Genomic DNA, 17551 nt, shown 5'->3' with positions numbered 1-17551 from the left:
AGTTCGATTTATTCAACAAAGCCCTTACTATACTGACGACGGCTGGGCCGAGGCAGATAACAACATAGCTGAGAATGCGCTACGGATGGTCAGCCTGGGCCGCAAAAACTACCTGTTCTTCGGTTCGGATCATGGAGGAGAGCGGGGAGCGCTGCTGTACAGCCTGATCGGGACATGCAAACTGAACGGAGTGGAGCCAGAAAGCTACCTCCGTTATGTCCTTGACGTCATTGCTGACTGGCCGATAAACCGGGTCAGCGAACTACTCCCCTGGCGCGTAGCACTGCCAACTGAATAACACATCCCCGTCAATACGGTTCTCGCTGCACGCTTACTTTAGTTAATAGTCTGGGTTTTTTTCATTGCTTCTCATCAGTGATGAAGGGCGCAATTATTAACCCGGGTTGTAACGAAAAGGCTTAATACAGCAGCGGTTTATAGTGATGGGGTTGGCGCATGGCAACCAGATCTTTACGCCGTACCACATTGGTTGGATAAGGGCTGTCAGCAAGAGAGCGTGTGTCGACGATTTGTGTTGTGACCAGCGTTTCCTGCCAAAGCAGCCGTTCTTGCCGTGGAAAAGTGAAGGTTTCTGGCCCGAAAATTCCGCTAAATCCTCCTGCCCCATCTATACCATCAAGTGCATTAGCAAAAACCAGATAAAGATTGTTTTCTCCCGCACGGGTTCTGAATAAGTGCCAATGCAGCGGATCGGCCCCTGTTGGGATAGGGAAATTCTGTGTCACAGAGCTGCCCGCGTGGGCGGCGGTAAATCCTGCCGAAAGCGCAGCAGAACACGCAATAATATCGCATCCCATTAAAGCGAGAATTCGTGCTGATTCGGGAAACAGGGCATCGTGACCTGACAACAATCCAATTCTGCCAAGCGCGGTATCAAACACTCGCCAGTGTTCTCCCGCGCTGGCCCATTTTTGGCTTTCCTGCGAAAGATGGATTTGCCTGTAACTGCCGATTATCCCTTCTGGCCCAAACAGCATCTGTGCAATGTAGTTTTTATCATGTTGCTTTTCTGCCATTCCGACCACAAGGTAGACTCTTAGCTGTATAGCCAGGCGAGCCAGCGTCTGCACTGCCGGGCTTTCTAACGTTTGAGCATGAGCCGCATTATCGTAATGACCTGTCAAGGCTAATTCAGGGAAGACGATCAGCTCGCTACCTTGCTCCAAAACAGCTTCTTTTGTCATGGCGATTATCGCCGCCAGATTATCTTCAACTTGCTCACCGGGAGATAACTGCGCCACGGTGATACGGCTCTGCTTGCCTGGGGGGAGTGGCTGATGTCCATACAGCCCAAAGAAATCCTGCGGGTTCCATAAAAAACTGTCGCTTAATAGTAAGTGATAATAATCAGGACGGCGTTGATAAAAAACCGGCTCCCCTAATACCTGGCGCTGGCGGCTACGGTTGATATCTATTTCGGCATACGCTATCCCATTACCGTTATCGACCACTGCGGCAATGTTGCCATCAGGCTCAATAATACAACTACCGCCGCTAAACTGAACTCCGCGTTCTAGTCCCCAGCGGTTACTCTCCAGCAGATAACAACCGTTTTCCATTGCCCGGCTAATCCAGTAGGGCGCGGGGGTGCGTTCTGCCAACCAGTTGCTGATGTGACAAATGACGTCAACGCCGTCCAGGGCCAGCAAGCGGGCTGTTTCCGGGAAGTGAATATCCATGCAAACCAGCATACCAATGCGTCCTAGCGGAGTATCGAAGACTTGATGTCCAGAATCGCCCGCCGCAGCCCATTTGGGTTCTGAAATATAGGGGTGGGTTTTACGATGGCAACCGATAACACCCTCAGGCCCAATTAATACGGCGCTGTTGTAATACAGCGATGTATTGGGGTCGATTTCAGGCATTCCCAAAACGATATAGCATTGATAATGTTGCGCTAACTCAGCAAAAAGTGCTGTACTCTCGCCAGGGACGGTTTCTACCATCGGCGCAATCTCCTGCCGGTCAAACCAACAGTATCCCGTTGTTGCCATTTCCGGGGTTGTAATCAAGCGTGCACCTTTCTGTGCCGCCTGTTCAACCAATATAAGTAATTGACGTAAATTGGCTTCTTTGGCAAACATTAAGGGTTCGAATTGAATTGCGGCTGCAAGATAAGGGGCTATCGGCATGATGATCCTCACGATTAATAAATGCGATGTTCAGGGAGCCCAGGTAAGGCTTACTTCATTTTTCCGGATGCTGGCGCCCCGGGCGTAGTCCAGGAGAAAATGTCATTGGCCTGTATTAACGAACATGAGATCTCTTCGACAGTAATACGTTTGTCCATAGCCTGATGGCGCAGAATCTCATAAGCCTGTTCTTCGCCAATGCTGTGCATTCTCATCAGGATGGCTTTAGCTTCACTAACCTGACGGATACCGAGCATTTTTTTCTCCAGTCGTTCTATTCGATCGCTCATCTGCCGTTGTTGTTGAGCATGGTGCAAAGCAAACACCATCGCAGAGAGTAAGCCTGAAGAGCGAATTGGAGTTGTTATCGTGGCTCCCGCACCCATGCTGATGGTTTGATCGATAAACGTTGGATTTTCATAGGCGATAACCGCGATAAGGACATGTTTACTCAGATTAAGCCACGACACGTCTGGTTCTGGGTTATCTGACTGTAATGCATAGAAAATCAGGTCCGTATCAGCGGGAAGTCGTTCAGGAATAGGCCAGAAGGCCTGAACCTTAAATCCCATGCGGCGTAAATGATTAGTGAGTGTTGCACCGTCATCATCATCGGGGTGTAACACTACGCAACGAATCCCCCGACTCAGTAATATGGCTGTTGTGCTAAGTCTGCTATCGTGAGGGCGCATATGGATACCCCACAGTTGTTAGCTTCGTTACCCAATCGCCCTGAATCTGATTGGTCATATAGGGATCGGGATCGACAATACGGCGAGACTCCTGGACAATTGTAAATTGCCCATTTTCATTTGCCATACCAATGCGCGGATATAGCCCGGTATGCTGATTAAGCTGATCAATACGAATACGCCCCTGGGGAGCATCAAACTGGCTACCCCTCAGCGCGGTTGATAACGGGTAGATATGATCACTGCCACACTCGGCCATGGCTTTTGCAAAAAGGTGTACCTGGCTGTACGTGGCCTCCCAATTCATGTCCGTACTCATTTCCGGTCCGAATTGCTTACGGAATTGTTTGAGTGCGGATTGATTTGCCTTGGTGTTAATACTTTGAAAATAGGGGGCGGAAGTAAAATGCCCCTTTGCGGCCTCCGCGCCCATAATGGCAATCTCAGTTTCTGAGGTATTTAAGCTACCAATAGGCATACGCGCAGGATCTAAACCTGCAGCCTTATAAGCCTGATACAGGAAAGGAACGGTCTGCCCGACAACAGTGCTGAAAATAAAATCTGGCTGCTTTTTCATGACCTCATCAATAATAGGTAGAAAAGCTTCATAGGGCGCATTCAAATCAAGATAACGCTCACCAATCACTGCTCCGTCATGCCGTTGCAGAATTAATTCCTGCATGTTGCGGTTACATTCGTAGGGATAAATATAACGGGAACCAATCAAATAAACCCGTGTCCCAAACTGAGCCGCGAGGTAGTCAGCCAGCTGTACACAATTCTGATTAGGCGCGGCACCGCCATAGAAAATATTTTCTGAAAACTCAAAGCCCTCATACAGTTGCGAATAAAACAGCAACCGACGATACTTTTCAACAATCGGTGACATCGCTTTTCGGCTGCTGGAGGTATAGCCGCCAAAAATCACATTTACTTCATGTTCGGTAATTAATTCCTCGGCCATGGCACGAAACAGTACATCGTCAGATTGCGGATCCAAATGAATTGCATTGAGTGGTCTGCCGTTGATGCCGCCATTTTGATTAATTTCGGCAATAGCCTGGGTTGCTCCGCGCCATTGTGACAACTCTTGTGCCGCCGTCACTCCGCTGAAGGAGTAAAGTAAACCAATATTGATGGGTGTATCTGGCCCCATATGCACCTGCTTTAGCTGTTAAAAATAGCGATTGTTTGAACTTACACATTACCCCGATCTACATCCGGGTAATGTTCACCGGTTAGTTATTCCTACTAAACTAACAGGTTTTTGTTCAGCATCGCGCCAACGGTGTATTTGGGGTCGACCATGTTGCCCAGCCGCACTTTGCCGCATTGACTCAGAAGCATGTAGGCATCCCATTGTTCGAAGCCAAAGTCTTCTACCAGCCAGTAAATTAAGTCGCGATATGCAATTCGCGTCGCATCCTCCAGCGGACGTGCACTGCCAATACTCATAATATTTTCGGCATTCTCCATTCGTGGCCAGGAAAGCTGCCAGTTCTTGATCAAATCGACTTTGATGGTGGTGATTGAGGCAAACTCTACTGCGGTCCCGCAAATCTCACCATCACCCTGACAAGCATGGGCATCACCAATAAACAGGCGGCCTCCAGGCGCACGTACCGGCAGATAGGTAATACTCCCTGGTCCTATATCCGGCACATCCATATTCCCGCCGTGATTGTCTGGCGTCAGTGAATTGATTGAGTCAATTTCTGGCGATACGCTCAAGGTGCCAATATGGGGTTTATAGGGAAGCGTATGGCGTTTGCTCCAGTAGACCTTTTCACTGTCGAGTTTAATCATGCGCACCTTTTCTGGCAGCGGATCATTGAGCATGGCCGTCAGGTCGGTCCCGGTCAGTCCGCCAAAATGCGGAATCATGGCGCAGATGCCGTAGGGATCAACGCCGCGGGGCAACATGGATTCGATATAGACAGCGAGCACATCACCTTTCTCCGCGCCATTGACCATGATCGGTCCGTTTTGTGGGTTGAGAAAGGGCATTTTTAGCAACTGGCTCGGAATATCCTGTTCCGAGTTGATAGCACCTTCAAAAGCATCTCGAGTGTCGACAATAATCCGGTCACCGGGTTCGATGGTCAGGACGGGTGTGGAATAAGGGCCAATGGTGTAATGAAACTCTTTTTGCATTTCTTCCGTCAGGTGATGCGTTACCGGTTTACGCCCGGCACCAACACCGCGTTTGGCCATAATGGATTCTTCCAACCATTTCATATGTTATTCTCCACGTAATTTATAGCGTTTAGTTACAGAGCCAGATGACGACGCATTAAAAGATCATCAGAGAGCTGTTGTTGGGTCAGCGTTTCTACAACCAGGCCTTTATCCATTACCGCACAGCGCTGTGCGGCCCGCTGGATCATCGCAATATCCTGCTCGACCAGGATCACGGCCACATGGAGTTCCCGGGCGATGCGTACCAGGGTATCGGCAATGATATTGACGATAGAAGGTTGGACACCTTCGGACGGTTCATCCAGCAGCAGGACCTTTGGTGAGCCCACCAGGGCTCTGGCAATCGCCAATTGCTGTTGCTCACCGCCACTCATAGTTCCGGCTTTTTGCTTGAGCCTTTGCCGCAATATGGGGAAGTAATCCAGTACCCGATCCAGCATCTCTTTTGCAAATTCGCGATGTTCACGGACAAATTGCATTCCGACTTGCAGATTCTCCGACACGGTCAGCCCGGTAAAAACTTCACGCCCTTGCGGGACGTAGCCAATGCCTAAACGAGCGCGGCGCTGCGGTGAGGCCTGAGTAATATCAATTTCGCCCAATAAAATTTGGCCTTGCTTTGCCGGAACAACGCCAATTAATGTGCGCATCAATGTGGTTTTGCCTACGCCATTGCGGCCAATCAAACCCAATACCTCGGCTGCATGTAGCTGCAGTGTTACGCCATTGAGAACTTGCCCACCGCCATAGCCACCGGCCAGCTCCTGCATTTGTAAAACAACGTTAGTCATACGGTTTTCCCCAAATAGATGTCTGCTACATCCTCGCGAGCCAGCACTTCGCCGGCATTGCCGTCTGCAAAAACTTTCCCTCCATGAAGGACCGTGACCTGTGAAGCAATTTGCCGGACAAATGTCATATCATGCTCCACCACCAGTAATGTCAGACCGTCATTTTGCATTTGCTTAATTAACTCGCCAGTCAGGTAGGTTTCATCAATTGACAAGCCTGCGACTGGCTCATCGAGCATGAGTAACGTGGGTTGCAGCGACACCGCCATAGCAATTTCTAGCCACTGTTTTTTGCCGTGGGATAGATTAGCCGCGAGTTGACGACATTCAGCGGTAAGCTTAAAACGCTCTAATAACTCATCCACACTGACTGCCTGTGAGCGAACTTCCGGGCGTAAATGGCTGAGAGATAATTGCAAATGTTGCGCAACTGTCAGTTCAGGAAAGATCCCGGGAATTTGAAACTTAATGCTCATTCCCATTTGAATACGCTGAAAAGGCGCTAAGGTATTTATCCGCTGATTGAAAAAGTGGATATCTCCATTACTGGGTACATGCTCGCCAGTGAGTAATTTGAAAAAGGTACTTTTACCGGCACCATTTGGGCCAATAACACATCGCACTTCGCCACGACGTATTTGTAAATCAACTTGATTGATAACTTGAGCACCACCGAAGTGTTTGCTTAATCCCCGTGTTTTGAGGATCGGTTCCTGCGAGACCTGATTCATAGCGAGTCCTCCTTTTTCCGGCGTGAGGAGAGCAAGCGGGTGATGCTCTCAGCCAGCCAGGATAAAAGTCCGTTGGGCGCCGCTAATACCACTAACAGCAAGATGGCGCCCAGTAGAATCAAGGCATATTCGCTGCCATAAACAGCTAACCATTGGGATAGCCACACCAGGATGGCCGTAATGATCACCGTGCCAAAAATGTTTTTCCGCCCAGCGGTGGCAACCCAGATGACCGGCATTGCAGCGGCGGATAAACCCATTGATGACGGGGTAATATATGATCCCCACAGGGTATAAAGTGCTCCGGACAGGCCAGAAAGTACACCTCCCAGCACAAACACCAGTAATTGATAACGGCGGATATCAATGCCGAGCATCTCTGCCCGATGAGGATTTTCACGAATTGAGGCCAACGTCAGGCCAAAATTGGAGCGTAACAACGTCCTCACCCCCCAATAAACACCCGCGAGCAGCAAGATAATCAGGTAATAAAAGCCGTTGTCTTCCAGTGGCAAGTCACCGTTAACCCATGGTATGGACAAGGGGGGCATCCCTGACATACCGTTGAAACCATTCAAACGCGCACTGCCGATAGCCCATTGTGGACCTGCAGTTTGTGACATAAAGGTTTCCAGGACCAGAGTGCAGGACAGGGTTACGATACCAACAAAAATACCGGTTACCCCGCCGTAAAACATCAGGTAACCCAGTGCCGCAGCCGCTGCAGCGGCAAGCAGCAATGCGACAATTAAACCGGACCAGGTAGAGAGCACGCCAGCGCCGAAGTTTAATGTCATCACACCATAGGCGTAACCCGCCAGACCAAAGAACGCCGTTTGGCCGAAAGATAAAATACCGCCATGTCCCCACATCGCAGCTAATCCGATGGCGCCGAAGGTCCAGAGAAGAAAGTAGGAAAAGTCACCGATCGTGGTGCTATCGACCACTAACGGTAGCATGAGAGCACCAGCTAAAATTAACAATGTCGCCAGCCAGCTCGAGGATTGTCTGTGTTTCTTCATACCATTCGCCGATAAATTAAGAGAGGTTGTTGTCACATTCAGCTCCTAGCGGTTACGGGTAAACAGGCTGCCAACACCATTCGGTAGTACGCGAATAACCAGTACGGCGGTGACCAGTAAGCCAATTTGGCCAGCAAGTTGCCCATACCAGGAATTTAACCCGGTCTGTATTGCGCCCAGGGCAATTGCGGCAGGAATAGTGCCAACCAAGACATTTGCGCCGCCCACGACGACCGAAACAAAGGCCTGGATAATAAAGCTGCTCCCCATGGTAGGGACGGCAGTCAACGTCGGGGCATAAATAGCCCCGGCCAGCCCGGCCAATCCAGCACCCAGCGCGAAAGTTAAGGTATAAATACGGTCAGTTTCTAACCCCAGGCAGGAGGCCATACGGGCATTTTGAATAGTCGCTCTGGCACAGACTCCGTAGTTGGTGTGGAAAAACAGCCAATAGAGCATCATTAATATAGCGATGGCGAAGAAAGGCAGCAGTGCACGGTAAGTCGCAAAAGAATATTCGCCGAGAGTGAAAGAGCCGAAAGGTGTTGAGAGCCCTTCCAGTGATGGACCGGCGATGAGTAACATGCTTTGTTGCACAATCAGGCTAATAGCCCAGGTTGCGACTACCGAGTCATACAGACGCCCATAAAGATGGCGCACGATGAGACGCTCGATGACTCCGCCGAAGAATGCCGCGGCTAATGTACCGCACAGCATGGCGAATGGAAGCGGCAAACCCGATTTGTTCATCAGTATGGTGACATAGGCACCGCACATAATGAATTCACCGTGTGCCAGATTTATCACCCCCATCATGCCGAAGATAACCGCCAGCCCCAATGCTGCCAGCACCAGATAAGCGAAGTTATCGCCAAACTGATAAATCACTGAGTAAATAAAAGAAAGCGCTAACATCGTTGGCAATCCCCGGTGTCCTGATTGACACGATTTAAAATGGATATAACAGGGAAGTTCCCGTTACTCGAGCACTTCCCTGGCACGTGGTTTGATTTACGATTTTTTAGGTGGTGATGATGGGGTGTACTGGCTGTGGTCCGGTTTTACCGGCAAATTACAGCCAGCGTCTCCTAGCCAGTAAGGTTTGATATTTTCCCATACCTTAGGTATCTCGATAGAATGATCATCTTTTACATGGGCCAGATAGATGGTATGGCTCAAATGGTGACTTTTGGGATCAATACATACTTTTCCGGACGGTCCATCAGTACAGATATCACCACTTTCCAGCGATTTACGAACAGCATCCATATTAGTCGTGCCGGCTTTCTCTACTGCCGCTTTGTAAAGATAAACCGCATCATAAGCATTAGCCGCTTCCTGATTGATGTAGGGTTCATTCGGGAATTTGGCATGGAAGCGTTGTTTGAAGTCATTACTGGCCGGGCTGTCTACTTCTTCTATGTAATTAGTCGTGACATACATGTCTTTCAGCGCCGGGGCTTTAAAGCGTTTATGCTCATAAGCCTGGCCAACGTTGACGGAGCTCGCCATTGGTAAATTTAGTTTTGCCGCCGCTTGTTGCTCATAATAGGAAGATTGGTTCGCCCCAACCAATAATGTCATCACAAAATCGGGCTTGACTTTCTGGATATTTTGAATCGTTTGACCAAATTGCGAGACGCTCAGTGGGATAAACTCTTCACCCACCATGGTACCACCATTTTCTTTCACAATTTTGCGGACCCATTCAGCCGATATTTGCCCGAAATTATAATCGGCAGCAATGGTATAAACTTTTTTACCATACTTCGCCATCATCCATGGAATTAATGTAGAAAATTGTTGTTCAGGAACCGCACCAGTGACGAAAACATTAGAGTCACACACGCCACCTTCATACTGATTGTTATACCAGTAAAGCTGTTTTTCACGATCCATAATCGGCCGGATAGCCTCACGCGAGGCGCTGGAAAATGCCCCAAAAATCACATCCACTTTATCGTTTTTAATCAGACGACGGGCCATTTGTTGAAAACGTGTGTTGTCGGATTGCGTATCGTATTGTATTAAATCAATTTTTCTCCCGAGTATTCCGCCTTTGGCATTAATCTCGTCTATTGCAAGCTCAGTCGCATGAATTTTAGGAATAACCGGTAAAGCAAAATTACCTGAAGCATCTTCCAGTAAACCAATTTTTATTGGTTGTTCTGCCGCGGTTGCCATTCCTGAAGTGGTTACGGTAAATACAGTAGCAATTGCGATTGATAGCATGCTGTAATGACATTTTATTCTGGACATAAGTACCCCTGGTTCAGTTAATAGATAGACCTGAAAAAAAGCCAAAAAAAAAGCCCAGCAAAGTCAAATGACATTGCGAGGGCTCTATTGCCATAACCACAAGCCGACAACGTTGGCGTTCTTGCGGAGAAGTCAGCATCACTATAGTAATTATTTCTGAGCATTGTCAACTATTAATTTCTAATAAAAATAAAAGTGGCGCCTGGAAAGTATTGCACCAACTCGGGGCAGGCAGTTGCACAACAATAGCCCATGAGAACACACGTGCTAACTGTGCATATATCATAGGGAAACAGCTATATTATCGTGCGAAGATTTGAGAGATTAAGAACAAAGGGTTAATAAATTGCACCAATAAGATATTTAACACCCATTTGGAGTCTGGCTATAATTATTGCTGCTAAAATGGATACCATCTATAACTGGACTGACCCCACCTCAGCAGGTATTCCCTGTCCTCACGACGAGGTCAGTTTAAAGTCCTCCGGACTGACGCCGCCGGGATGAGTGTGGCGCCGGGCCCGGTTGTAGAAGACGTCAATGTAAACGAATATATCGGCCTGGGGCACCTCCCATATTAGCGAATGGGAGTCTGTTCTGTTACCAGTGGGTTTTGATATCCCAGTTTCTCAATATGGATACGGATTCGGTCACCCGCCTTTAGCCAGACAGGCACCGGCTTCATGCCTAAACCCACTCCGGCAGGGGTACCCGTAGCAATGAGATCGCCGGGCTTTAACGTCATATAATGGCTAACATAAGAGACGATTTCTGCTACGGAGAAAATCATCTGACGGGTGTTGCTCTGCTGACGTTTTTCACCATTAACTTCCAGCCAGATATCTAATTCATGTGGATTTCCAACTTCATCGGGCGTGACGATATAGGGACCAACAGGGCCAAATGTATCGCAGCTTTTCGCTTTATCCCATTGAGATGACTGAAACTGAAAACCCCGGTCTGAGACATCATTAACAATGGAATAGCCAGCGACATAACCTAAAGCGTTTTCAATGCTAACTTGCTTTGCCTCACTGATGTAGCCCCCTGAAACACCGGACAGTAGCTGTATCTCCAGATAAGAGATAGGCTTGAATATATATGTCTAACACTAACGCCAATTTTGAGATGACCGGGATCCTGTTAGGGAAAGAAGTCCGTAAACGTCAAACTCCTCAGGAGAAGATCGCCATTATCCAGCAGACGATGGAGCCGGGTATGAATGTCTCCCATGTCGCCCGCCTGCATGGTATCCAGCCCGGCCTGCTGTTTAAGTGGAAGAAGCAATATCAGGAAGGCAGCCTCACCGCCGTTGCGGCTGGAGAGGACGTCCTTCCTGCTTCTGAGCTTACTGCTGCTCTGAAGCAGGTCCGGGAGCTCCAGCGCCTGCTGGGCAAGAAGACGATGGAAGTTGAGATCCTGAAAGAAGCCGTGGAGTACGGTCAGTCGCGAAAATGGATAGCGCACGCGCCCTTGTTGCCAAAGGACGGGGAATAGCCATGGTCAGCCGGACCATGGGCGTGTCGCGTGCGCAACTGTCACTGCGGATTAACCGTTCTGCCGACTGGCAGGACAGGCGCTGTAACCGGCGTAATGAAGAAGCAGACGCAGAAATACTGTCGGCTATCCTCAACATTATCAGCGATATGCCGAGTTATGGTTATCGACGCGTGTGGGGCATCCTGCGCAAGCAACGTCGCACAGAGGGACAGCCACCTGTGAATGCCAAACGGCTTTACAGGATAATGAGCGAGCATAACCTGTTGTTGTTGCATCACAAACCAGAGCGACCGAAGCGTGAACATAAGGGCAAGATAGCGGTGGCAGAAAGCGATATGCGCTGGTGTTCAGATGGCTTCGAGTTCGGCTGCGACAACGGCGAAAAACTGCGGGTAACGTTCGCGCTGGACTGCTGCGACCGTGAGGCCATAGACTGGGCAGCAAGCACGGGAGGCTATGACAGTTCGACCGTGCAGGATGTGATGCTGAGGTCGGTGGAAAAGCGCTTCGGCGACAGGCTACCGGAAACACCAGTGCAGTGGCTGACGGATAACGGTTCAGCGTATACCGCGTATGAAACGCGGAGGTTCGCGAGAGAGCTGAATCTGGAGCCCTGCACAACAGCGGTGAGCAGCCCGCAGAGTAATGGCATGGCCGAACGGTTCGTGAAAAAGATGAAAGAAGACTATATCGCGTTCATGCCAAAACCGGATGTGAGAACAGCACTGCGAAACCTTGCAGTAGCGTTCACGCATTACAATGAAAACCACCCGCACAGCGCGCTGGGATATCACTCCCCGAGGGAATATCGGCGGCAGCGGACATCGTTAACTTAAGATACAAAAGCTGTCCGGAGATGGAGGGTCAAGATCACCTCAATTGTGCCGTATGCCTTGAGTTTACTCATACAAGGAACATCCACCTGCGGTGTTTTTAGTAACGCATTGTGCAACATGGCAAAATCTGAAGCATGTAGCAGAGTGATACCCCCTTTTGATAGCGCGCCAGGATGCAAACGGAAGTTACCGCGTTTAACCCCCTCATTCCATGTGTCATCGTCGATTCCCCAATCATCCCGCCTGTGCCTGAACGTCGCACCATTCATGACCTGGTTGTAACGATCCCGAACACCGGCATTAACGTGCGATCGGAGTCCACCTTCAGGACGATTAACAATCCAGTATTTACCCGCCGGAACCGGGCCTGCGGTCGGCTTCATGTCACAAGCCCCTCGATTGCGATAAATACCATCGCCAGAAAACGCTAAAAATGTTCCGGCCCCAGCAAACGATAACGGCGAGTCATGCGCATCGTTGATGACAAACCTTCCATGCAGAGTCATGCACCACCCAATATCCTTTTTTGAACTGTAGATTAAGGTACAGGCTGCTTAGTAGACAATCTATGTTAATAATATGATTTTATTTGAAATAATCTTATTTTATGTTGGTAGTCAGTGCCTGGCGGCGGTATATCAATGCTCAGAGAAGCATCAGAACGCATAATCCTGCCCCCTTTTCCCGCAATGTGATCTACTATTTCGGGCATCTGTTCGGGTCGTCCAGAACCGTGAATCATCATGCGCATCATCGCTGAGGAGTTTCCTGTTGCATTGGTTAGTTCGTCTACGCCTGGCCTGGCGCCAAATCACCACTGGATTTCCTTCACGTGCGAGGCTGGCAGCGCGCGATGCGCTTGCTACGGCACTGGCCTGCCTGCTGGCATGGTTACTGGCGGTATGGCTGTTAGGACATGAGCATCCTACGTTTGCCATCGTCAGCGCCGTGGTATGTCTTGCTCCGGGTGTACCCAGTCACCTGAAACAGGCCAGAAATCTGGTTATTGGCTGTACGTTCGGTATCGTGATGGGGGAGTTGATGTGGCAGCTCCCCGATACTCATCCACTGGTGCGGATGAGCATTGGTATGTTCTTCGCTATTTTGTTGGGCGCCGCCATCGGCCCGGCTCCGGTGGTCCCCATCCAGGCTGGAGTATCGGTGGCTCTGGTTCTTGCCATGGGGCCTGAAAGCGCGGGCGGTACACGTTTAGTGGACGTTCTGCTGGGAGCCTCTGTCGGATTATTATTCAGCCAGGTGCTCTTTACGTCTAATCCATTCAGCGACATTGGGCGTTCAACCTCCGACTTCCTGCGTCAGATTGGTAATGGACTGGATCGAATGCTACGAGCCTGTGAGGTGCAAAGCAGTAAGGGAGCAGAGGCCGCTTTGAGTCAGCTTTCAGAGGCTCAGGCCGCTCTGGCCGCTCTTCGCGCCGCTGTAGCTGAAGCACAGGTCAGTAAACGCTGGTCACTACGGGGTCGGCTAAACGCCGGGCGGCTTGCCACCGTCACACAGCGTTACGACCGCCATGCAATCCGGGTATACGCGACTTCCCTTTTATTAGCGGAAAGTCTCAGCCGGGCCATGTCACACACCCATAATCCACCACCAACTGTCGTGATGACGTATTGTCAGTGGTTGTCGGATAGCTGCATGGTACTAGCCCGTCAATCCGCCGTTGTTGCGCTTAAAGAAAGTGACCCACAGGCTTGTATGGGAACACCACCTCAGTCCACCGCTGACCAGCGCCATGAACTACCGCCAGAATGGCTCACGGTAGAAGATAATGCACGGCAACTGGAGCATGCCTTACAGGCACTGCTGGGCTCACGTGACGCATGATTGTCACGCAGAGATACCAGTATTCTACACGACCGTTGACATTCAGCGGTCTACTCCATCTCTGCCGCCAGGCCAACTATAGGGCAGGATCGTCTACCGGGGCGGGGTCAGTCCAACGCCCCTTTCAAAATGTCCTCAAAATCAGCGCCACTCAAGTCAGGAGTTGCACACAGCATATCTCTTGCTAATGAACGCCGCCGCAGCAGAAGGTCATCCAGAGTTTCTTCAAATGTGGTGATTTCGGGATCCCTCACCGTCGGATAATAAACATACACATCTTTAATTTGCCCAATCCGGTACGCCCGATCTGTTGCTTGATCTTCTTTGGCTGGGTTCCAGCAACGAGTGAAATGAATAACATGATTGGCTTTCTGTACGTTAACACCGAAACCGACTGCAACCGTAGAGAGAATAATCACCCCAAATCCAGGATGAACCTGGAAATCATCGATCAGCCTCTGGCGGCTATTCTGACTATTACTTTTAGTGCTGGTATCACCGTTAATAATGACAGGGCGGGTAATGGTCCCAACTTATTGATAGTGTTTTATGTTCAGATAATGCCCGATGACTTTATCATGCAGCTCCACCGATTTTGAGAACGACAGCGACTTCCGTCCCAGCCTTGCCAGATGCTGCCTCAGATTCAGGTTATGCCGCTCAATTCGCTGTGTATATCGCTTGCTGATTACGTGCAGCTTTCCCTTCAGGCGGGATTCATACAGCGGCCAGCCATCCGTCATCCATATCACCACGTCAAAGGGTGACAGCAGGCTCATAAGACACCCCAGCGTCGCTATAGTGCGTTCACCGAATACGTGCGCAACAACCGTCTTCCGGAGCCTGTCATACGCGTAAAACAGCCAGCGCTGGCGCGATTTAGCCCAGACGTAGCCCCACTGTTCGTCCATTTCCGCGCAGACGATGACGTCACTGCCCGGCTGTATGCGCGAGGTTACCGACTGCGGCCTGAGTTTTTTAAGTGACGTAAAATCGTGTTGAAGCCAACGCCCATAATGCGGGCGGTTGCCCGGCATCCAACGCCATTCATGGCCATATCAATGATTTTCTGGTGCGTACCGGGTTGAGAGGCGGTGTATGTGAACTGTAGCTGCCATGTTTTACGGCAGTGAGAGCAGAGATAGCGCTGATGTCCGGCAGTACTTTTACCGTTACGCACCACCCCGTCAGTAGCTGAACAGGAGGGACAGCTGATAGAAACAGAAGCCACTGGAGCACCAAAAAAACACCATCATACACTAAATCAGTAAGTTGGCAGCATCACCCGAGCTTTAATTGGCTCAAGAGCTTCAACCAGTGTCCTGGCTTTGATTTGCTGAACGGGGAGCTCACCAATGGTAGGGAATACATCTTTCTCCAGTGAGCGCCAAATGTCTTTTGCATAATCAGGGGTAACGCTTTTGCTTTTGAGCTGGAACCAGTTAGCGGCGACCGTTGAAAAAATACTGTCCAGTGCGATTTGTTGCTGTTCCTCAGCAACTTCAGCTTGAATTTGCGGGTCGATTCCGTTGGCTAATAAGGGGCTTTGTTGAATAAATCGAACTTTTGCTGAGTTGAAGGATCTGATCACGTATCTTCCCGACAACGCAGACCGTTCCGTGGCAAAGCAAAAGTTCAAAATCACCAACTGGCCCACCTACAATAAAGCCCTCATCAACCGTGGCTCCATAACTTTCTGGCTGGATGATGAAGCTATTCAGGCCTGGTATGAGTCAGCAACGCCTTCTTCACGAGGCAGACCTCAGCGCTATTCTGACCTTGCCATCACGACTGTGCTGGTCATTAAACGCGTATTCAGGCTGACCCTGCGGGCTGCGCAGGGTTTTATTGATTCCATTTTTTCTCTGATGAACGTTCCGCTACGCTGCCCGGATTACAGCTGTGTCAGCAGGCGGGCAAAGTCGGTTAATGTCAGTTTCAAAACGCCCACCCGGGGTGAAATCGCACACCTGGTAATTGATTCCACCGGGCTGAAGGTCTTTGGTGAAGGCGAATGGAAAGTCAGAAAGCACGGCAAAGAGCGCCGTCGTATCTGGCGAAAGTTGCATCTTGCTGTTGACAGCAACACACATGAAGTTGTCTGTGCAGACCTGTCGCTGAATAACGTCACGGACTCAGAAGCCTTCCCGGGCCTTATCCGGCAGACTCACAGAAAAATCAGGGCAGCCGCGGCAGACGGGGCTTACGATACCCGGCTCTGTCACGATGCACTGCGCCGCAAAAAAATCAGCGCGCTTATTCCTCCCCGAAAAGGTGCGGGTTACTGGCCCGGTGAGTATGCAGACCGTAACCGTGCAGTGGCTAATCAGCGAATGACCGGGAGTAATGCGCGGTGGAAATGGACAACAGATTACAACCGTCGCTCGATAGCGGAAACGGCGATGTACCGGGTAAAACAGCTGTTCGGGGGTTCACTGACGCTGCGTGACTACGATGGTCAGGTTGCGGAGGCTATGGCCCTGGTACGAGCGCTGAACAAAATGACGAAAGCAGGTATGCCTGAAAGCGTGCGTATTGCCTGAAAACACAACCCGCTACGGGGGAGACTTACCCGAAATCTGATTTATTCAACAAAGCCCGTAAACGCCGTAAAGCCCGCTCACCGGGGTTAAAAGGGATTACTTTGACTTCTTCATTGCTGTTAGATGGTTAAGGCTAATCAGGGCAAGGGGGTAGGGTGGCAGAATTTATAGCCCGGTAACCGGCTACGCCGGGCTTTCGGCGCCATTTGACTCCACAGACACATGTAACCTCATCTGGCGCCTCCATGCCGCTGACGCGGCATCCAGAAGTTTCCCGATGCTGTAAGTCTTAACGTCTGCTTTGTGCCAAATGCTGACGCTCAGGAATTGAGTTTCAGGTACTTTAAAAGCGAGGCTAGCGACTCGACAGGTCCAGCGTGACAACTAGGTGAGCGGGTTTCATCCCAGGGCATTGCATCATCAGTGCAGAAGTCTCCTGCACATTCCATTTCAAGACGTTCGTCAATTAAACCAACAGGAACCCAGACATAAGGTACGTCTCGCAGACTGTTAGGCACAGTTGAGCCACATACATTGCAAAAATCTGTACGGTACCCCGTTGGCTTAGACCATGAAGCAATGCAGTTTTCCCCTTTAATCCAGCGAAACTCACTGTCTTTGACTAGTGTGGCGAGATTGTAACCCACGCCGCTCTGCTTTCTGCAAAGCGAGCAATGACAACGATAAAACACTGCTGGTTTATGAGTAAGTTCAAATTCAATTGTTCCACACAAACAAGATCCATTCATTTCAAAACCATTCCTGCAAGGCCTAAGAGATTTTATGAAACATTACCATCTTTTTTGTACTGAATAGGAGCGCTCTTTTTGGCAACTCAAAATCAGCTATCAGTCGGTCTGAATATCCGCTCTTCGCTCATAACGGACTGCGCTCACTTATTGCAGTGAGCGTTACCTTGTGTTTAATGCCAGCCTGGTACAGTCAGGTTGACAGTACCGGTTTCAGGTCTTCGTCATTAA

General features: G+C 49.9%; 17 protein-coding genes and 2 pseudogenes. 4 read left to right on the top strand and 15 right to left on the bottom strand.

The annotated features are described in order from the left end of the window. Positions 1-298: transposase domain-containing protein (locus KHQ23_RS16805; protein WP_040088324.1), on the top strand; the 298-nt coding region annotated here is incomplete at its 5' end. A gap of 121 nt (positions 299-419) precedes the next feature. On the opposite strand, the gene KHQ23_RS16800 is transcribed toward KHQ23_RS16805, so the two are convergent. From KHQ23_RS16800 to KHQ23_RS16755, 10 genes are all read right to left on the bottom strand, one after another. After that, on the bottom strand, positions 420-2153 hold the full coding sequence (locus KHQ23_RS16800; RefSeq protein WP_032738458.1) for a nitrilase-related carbon-nitrogen hydrolase: 1734 nt from the start codon (positions 2151-2153) through the stop codon (positions 420-422). A gap of 50 nt (positions 2154-2203) precedes the next feature. Continuing rightward, on the bottom strand, positions 2204-2845 hold the full coding sequence (locus KHQ23_RS16795) for an ANTAR domain-containing response regulator (protein WP_032430981.1): 642 nt from the start codon (positions 2843-2845) through the stop codon (positions 2204-2206). Further along, positions 2829-4001 carry a transporter substrate-binding domain-containing protein gene (locus KHQ23_RS16790; RefSeq protein WP_023328878.1) on the bottom strand — a complete coding sequence of 391 codons (1173 nt, stop codon included), beginning with the start codon at positions 3999-4001 and terminating at the stop codon, positions 2829-2831. Before KHQ23_RS16790 ends, KHQ23_RS16795 begins: the two co-directional genes overlap by 17 nt. Before the next feature lie 95 nt (positions 4002-4096). Then, a complete protein-coding gene (locus KHQ23_RS16785; protein ID WP_023328877.1) occupies positions 4097-5083 on the bottom strand; it encodes an acetamidase/formamidase family protein in 987 nt (328 codons plus the stop codon). A 32-nt stretch (positions 5084-5115) separates the two neighbouring features. Then, positions 5116-5835, bottom strand: a complete 720-nt coding sequence (locus tag KHQ23_RS16780; RefSeq protein WP_023328876.1) for an ABC transporter ATP-binding protein — start codon at positions 5833-5835, stop codon at positions 5116-5118. Continuing rightward, the gene (locus KHQ23_RS16775) at positions 5832-6566 is read right to left on the bottom strand and encodes an ABC transporter ATP-binding protein (RefSeq protein WP_023328875.1); all 735 of its coding nucleotides are present in this window, start codon (positions 6564-6566) and stop codon (positions 5832-5834) included. The genes KHQ23_RS16780 and KHQ23_RS16775 overlap by 4 nt, the downstream gene beginning before the upstream one ends. Continuing rightward, the gene (locus KHQ23_RS16770) at positions 6563-7624 is read right to left on the bottom strand and encodes an ABC transporter permease (RefSeq protein ID WP_032738457.1); all 1062 of its coding nucleotides are present in this window, start codon (positions 7622-7624) and stop codon (positions 6563-6565) included. Before KHQ23_RS16770 ends, KHQ23_RS16775 begins: the two co-directional genes overlap by 4 nt. 9 nt (positions 7625-7633) lie before the next feature. After that, positions 7634-8503 carry a branched-chain amino acid ABC transporter permease gene (locus KHQ23_RS16765; RefSeq protein ID WP_023328873.1) on the bottom strand — a complete coding sequence of 290 codons (870 nt, stop codon included), beginning with the start codon at positions 8501-8503 and terminating at the stop codon, positions 7634-7636. Between the two features lie 96 nt (positions 8504-8599). Further along, the gene (locus KHQ23_RS16760) at positions 8600-9820 is read right to left on the bottom strand and encodes an urea ABC transporter substrate-binding protein (protein WP_032430998.1); all 1221 of its coding nucleotides are present in this window, start codon (positions 9818-9820) and stop codon (positions 8600-8602) included. A 604-nt stretch (positions 9821-10424) separates the two neighbouring features. Continuing rightward, entirely contained in the window at positions 10425-10886 is a 462-nt protein-coding gene (locus tag KHQ23_RS16755) for a fumarylacetoacetate hydrolase family protein (protein ID WP_224253942.1), read from the bottom strand. A gap of 89 nt (positions 10887-10975) precedes the next feature. Here KHQ23_RS16755 and KHQ23_RS16750 point away from each other — a divergent pair. Further along, a protein-coding gene (locus KHQ23_RS16750; RefSeq protein ID WP_211776919.1) for an IS3 family transposase occupies positions 10976-12183 on the top strand; the annotation gives its coding sequence in 2 pieces (ribosomal slippage) (positions 10976-11297 and positions 11297-12183; 1209 coding nt in all). Here KHQ23_RS16750 and KHQ23_RS16745 read toward each other — a convergent pair. Next, positions 12180-12689: a DUF2778 domain-containing protein gene (locus KHQ23_RS16745; RefSeq protein ID WP_004187073.1), complete on the bottom strand. Its 510-nt coding sequence runs from the start codon at positions 12687-12689 to the stop codon at positions 12180-12182. The two genes, KHQ23_RS16750 and KHQ23_RS16745, sit on opposite strands and share 4 nt — an antisense overlap. 265 nt (positions 12690-12954) lie before the next feature. Here KHQ23_RS16745 and KHQ23_RS16740 point away from each other — a divergent pair, with 265 nt between their 5' ends. Then, complete coding sequence (locus KHQ23_RS16740) at positions 12955-14028, top strand: aromatic acid exporter family protein (protein ID WP_211776917.1); 1074 nt, start codon at positions 12955-12957, stop codon at positions 14026-14028. Between the two features lie 107 nt (positions 14029-14135). On the opposite strand, the pseudogene KHQ23_RS16735 reads toward KHQ23_RS16740, so the two are convergent. The 3 genes and pseudogenes from KHQ23_RS16735 to KHQ23_RS16725 form a co-directional block, all read right to left on the bottom strand. Beyond that, positions 14136-14546, bottom strand: a pseudogene (locus KHQ23_RS16735) (helicase-related protein); the annotation flags it as partial. Positions 14547-14561: 15 nt separating this feature from the next. Further along, a protein-coding gene (locus KHQ23_RS16730; RefSeq protein WP_281099795.1) for an IS1 family transposase occupies positions 14562-15259 on the bottom strand; the annotation gives its coding sequence in 2 pieces (ribosomal slippage) (positions 14562-15010 and positions 15010-15259; 699 coding nt in all). Positions 15260-15298: 39 nt separating this feature from the next. Beyond that, positions 15299-15571 (bottom strand): annotated as a pseudogene (locus KHQ23_RS16725) (integrase); the annotation flags it as partial. Positions 15572-15602: 31 nt separating this feature from the next. Between KHQ23_RS16725 and KHQ23_RS16720 the strand changes: the two are divergent. Next, complete coding sequence (locus tag KHQ23_RS16720; protein ID WP_211777054.1) at positions 15603-16571, top strand: IS5-like element IS903B family transposase; 969 nt, start codon at positions 15603-15605, stop codon at positions 16569-16571. Positions 16572-16891: 320 nt separating this feature from the next. On the opposite strand, the gene KHQ23_RS16715 is transcribed toward KHQ23_RS16720, so the two are convergent. Then, positions 16892-17320, bottom strand: a complete 429-nt coding sequence (locus KHQ23_RS16715) for a GFA family protein (RefSeq protein WP_001554382.1) — start codon at positions 17318-17320, stop codon at positions 16892-16894. Positions 17321-17551 lie beyond the last annotated feature (231 nt).

It is taken from the genome of Klebsiella sp. 64 (assembly GCF_018223915.1).
In the GTDB taxonomy this organism is placed as follows: Bacteria; Pseudomonadota; Gammaproteobacteria; order Enterobacterales; family Enterobacteriaceae; genus Klebsiella; species Klebsiella pneumoniae.
The sequence above is the reverse complement of the archived record's forward strand: the minus strand, read 5'-3'. Positions and strand labels throughout refer to the sequence as shown.

Excerpts from the sequence above, each read along its gene's own strand:
- KHQ23_RS16775 (WP_023328875.1), bottom strand. The coding sequence starts at position 6,566 with ATGAATCAGGTCTCGCAGGAACCGATCCTCAAAACACGGGGATTAAGC.
- KHQ23_RS16795 (WP_032430981.1), bottom strand. The coding sequence starts at position 2,845 with ATGCGCCCTCACGATAGCAGACTTAGCACAACAGCCATATTACTGAGT.
- KHQ23_RS16765 (WP_023328873.1), bottom strand. The coding sequence starts at position 8,503 with ATGTTAGCGCTTTCTTTTATTTACTCAGTGATTTATCAGTTTGGCGAT.
- KHQ23_RS16785 (WP_023328877.1), bottom strand. The coding sequence starts at position 5,083 with ATGAAATGGTTGGAAGAATCCATTATGGCCAAACGCGGTGTTGGTGCC.
- KHQ23_RS16745 (WP_004187073.1), bottom strand. The coding sequence starts at position 12,689 with ATGACTCTGCATGGAAGGTTTGTCATCAACGATGCGCATGACTCGCCG.
- KHQ23_RS16780 (WP_023328876.1), bottom strand. The coding sequence starts at position 5,835 with ATGACTAACGTTGTTTTACAAATGCAGGAGCTGGCCGGTGGCTATGGC.
- KHQ23_RS16715 (WP_001554382.1), bottom strand. The coding sequence starts at position 17,320 with ATGAATGGATCTTGTTTGTGTGGAACAATTGAATTTGAACTTACTCAT.
- KHQ23_RS16800 (WP_032738458.1), bottom strand. The coding sequence starts at position 2,153 with ATGCCGATAGCCCCTTATCTTGCAGCCGCAATTCAATTCGAACCCTTA.
- KHQ23_RS16790 (WP_023328878.1), bottom strand. The coding sequence starts at position 4,001 with ATGGGGCCAGATACACCCATCAATATTGGTTTACTTTACTCCTTCAGC.
- KHQ23_RS16760 (WP_032430998.1), bottom strand. The coding sequence starts at position 9,820 with ATGCTATCAATCGCAATTGCTACTGTATTTACCGTAACCACTTCAGGA.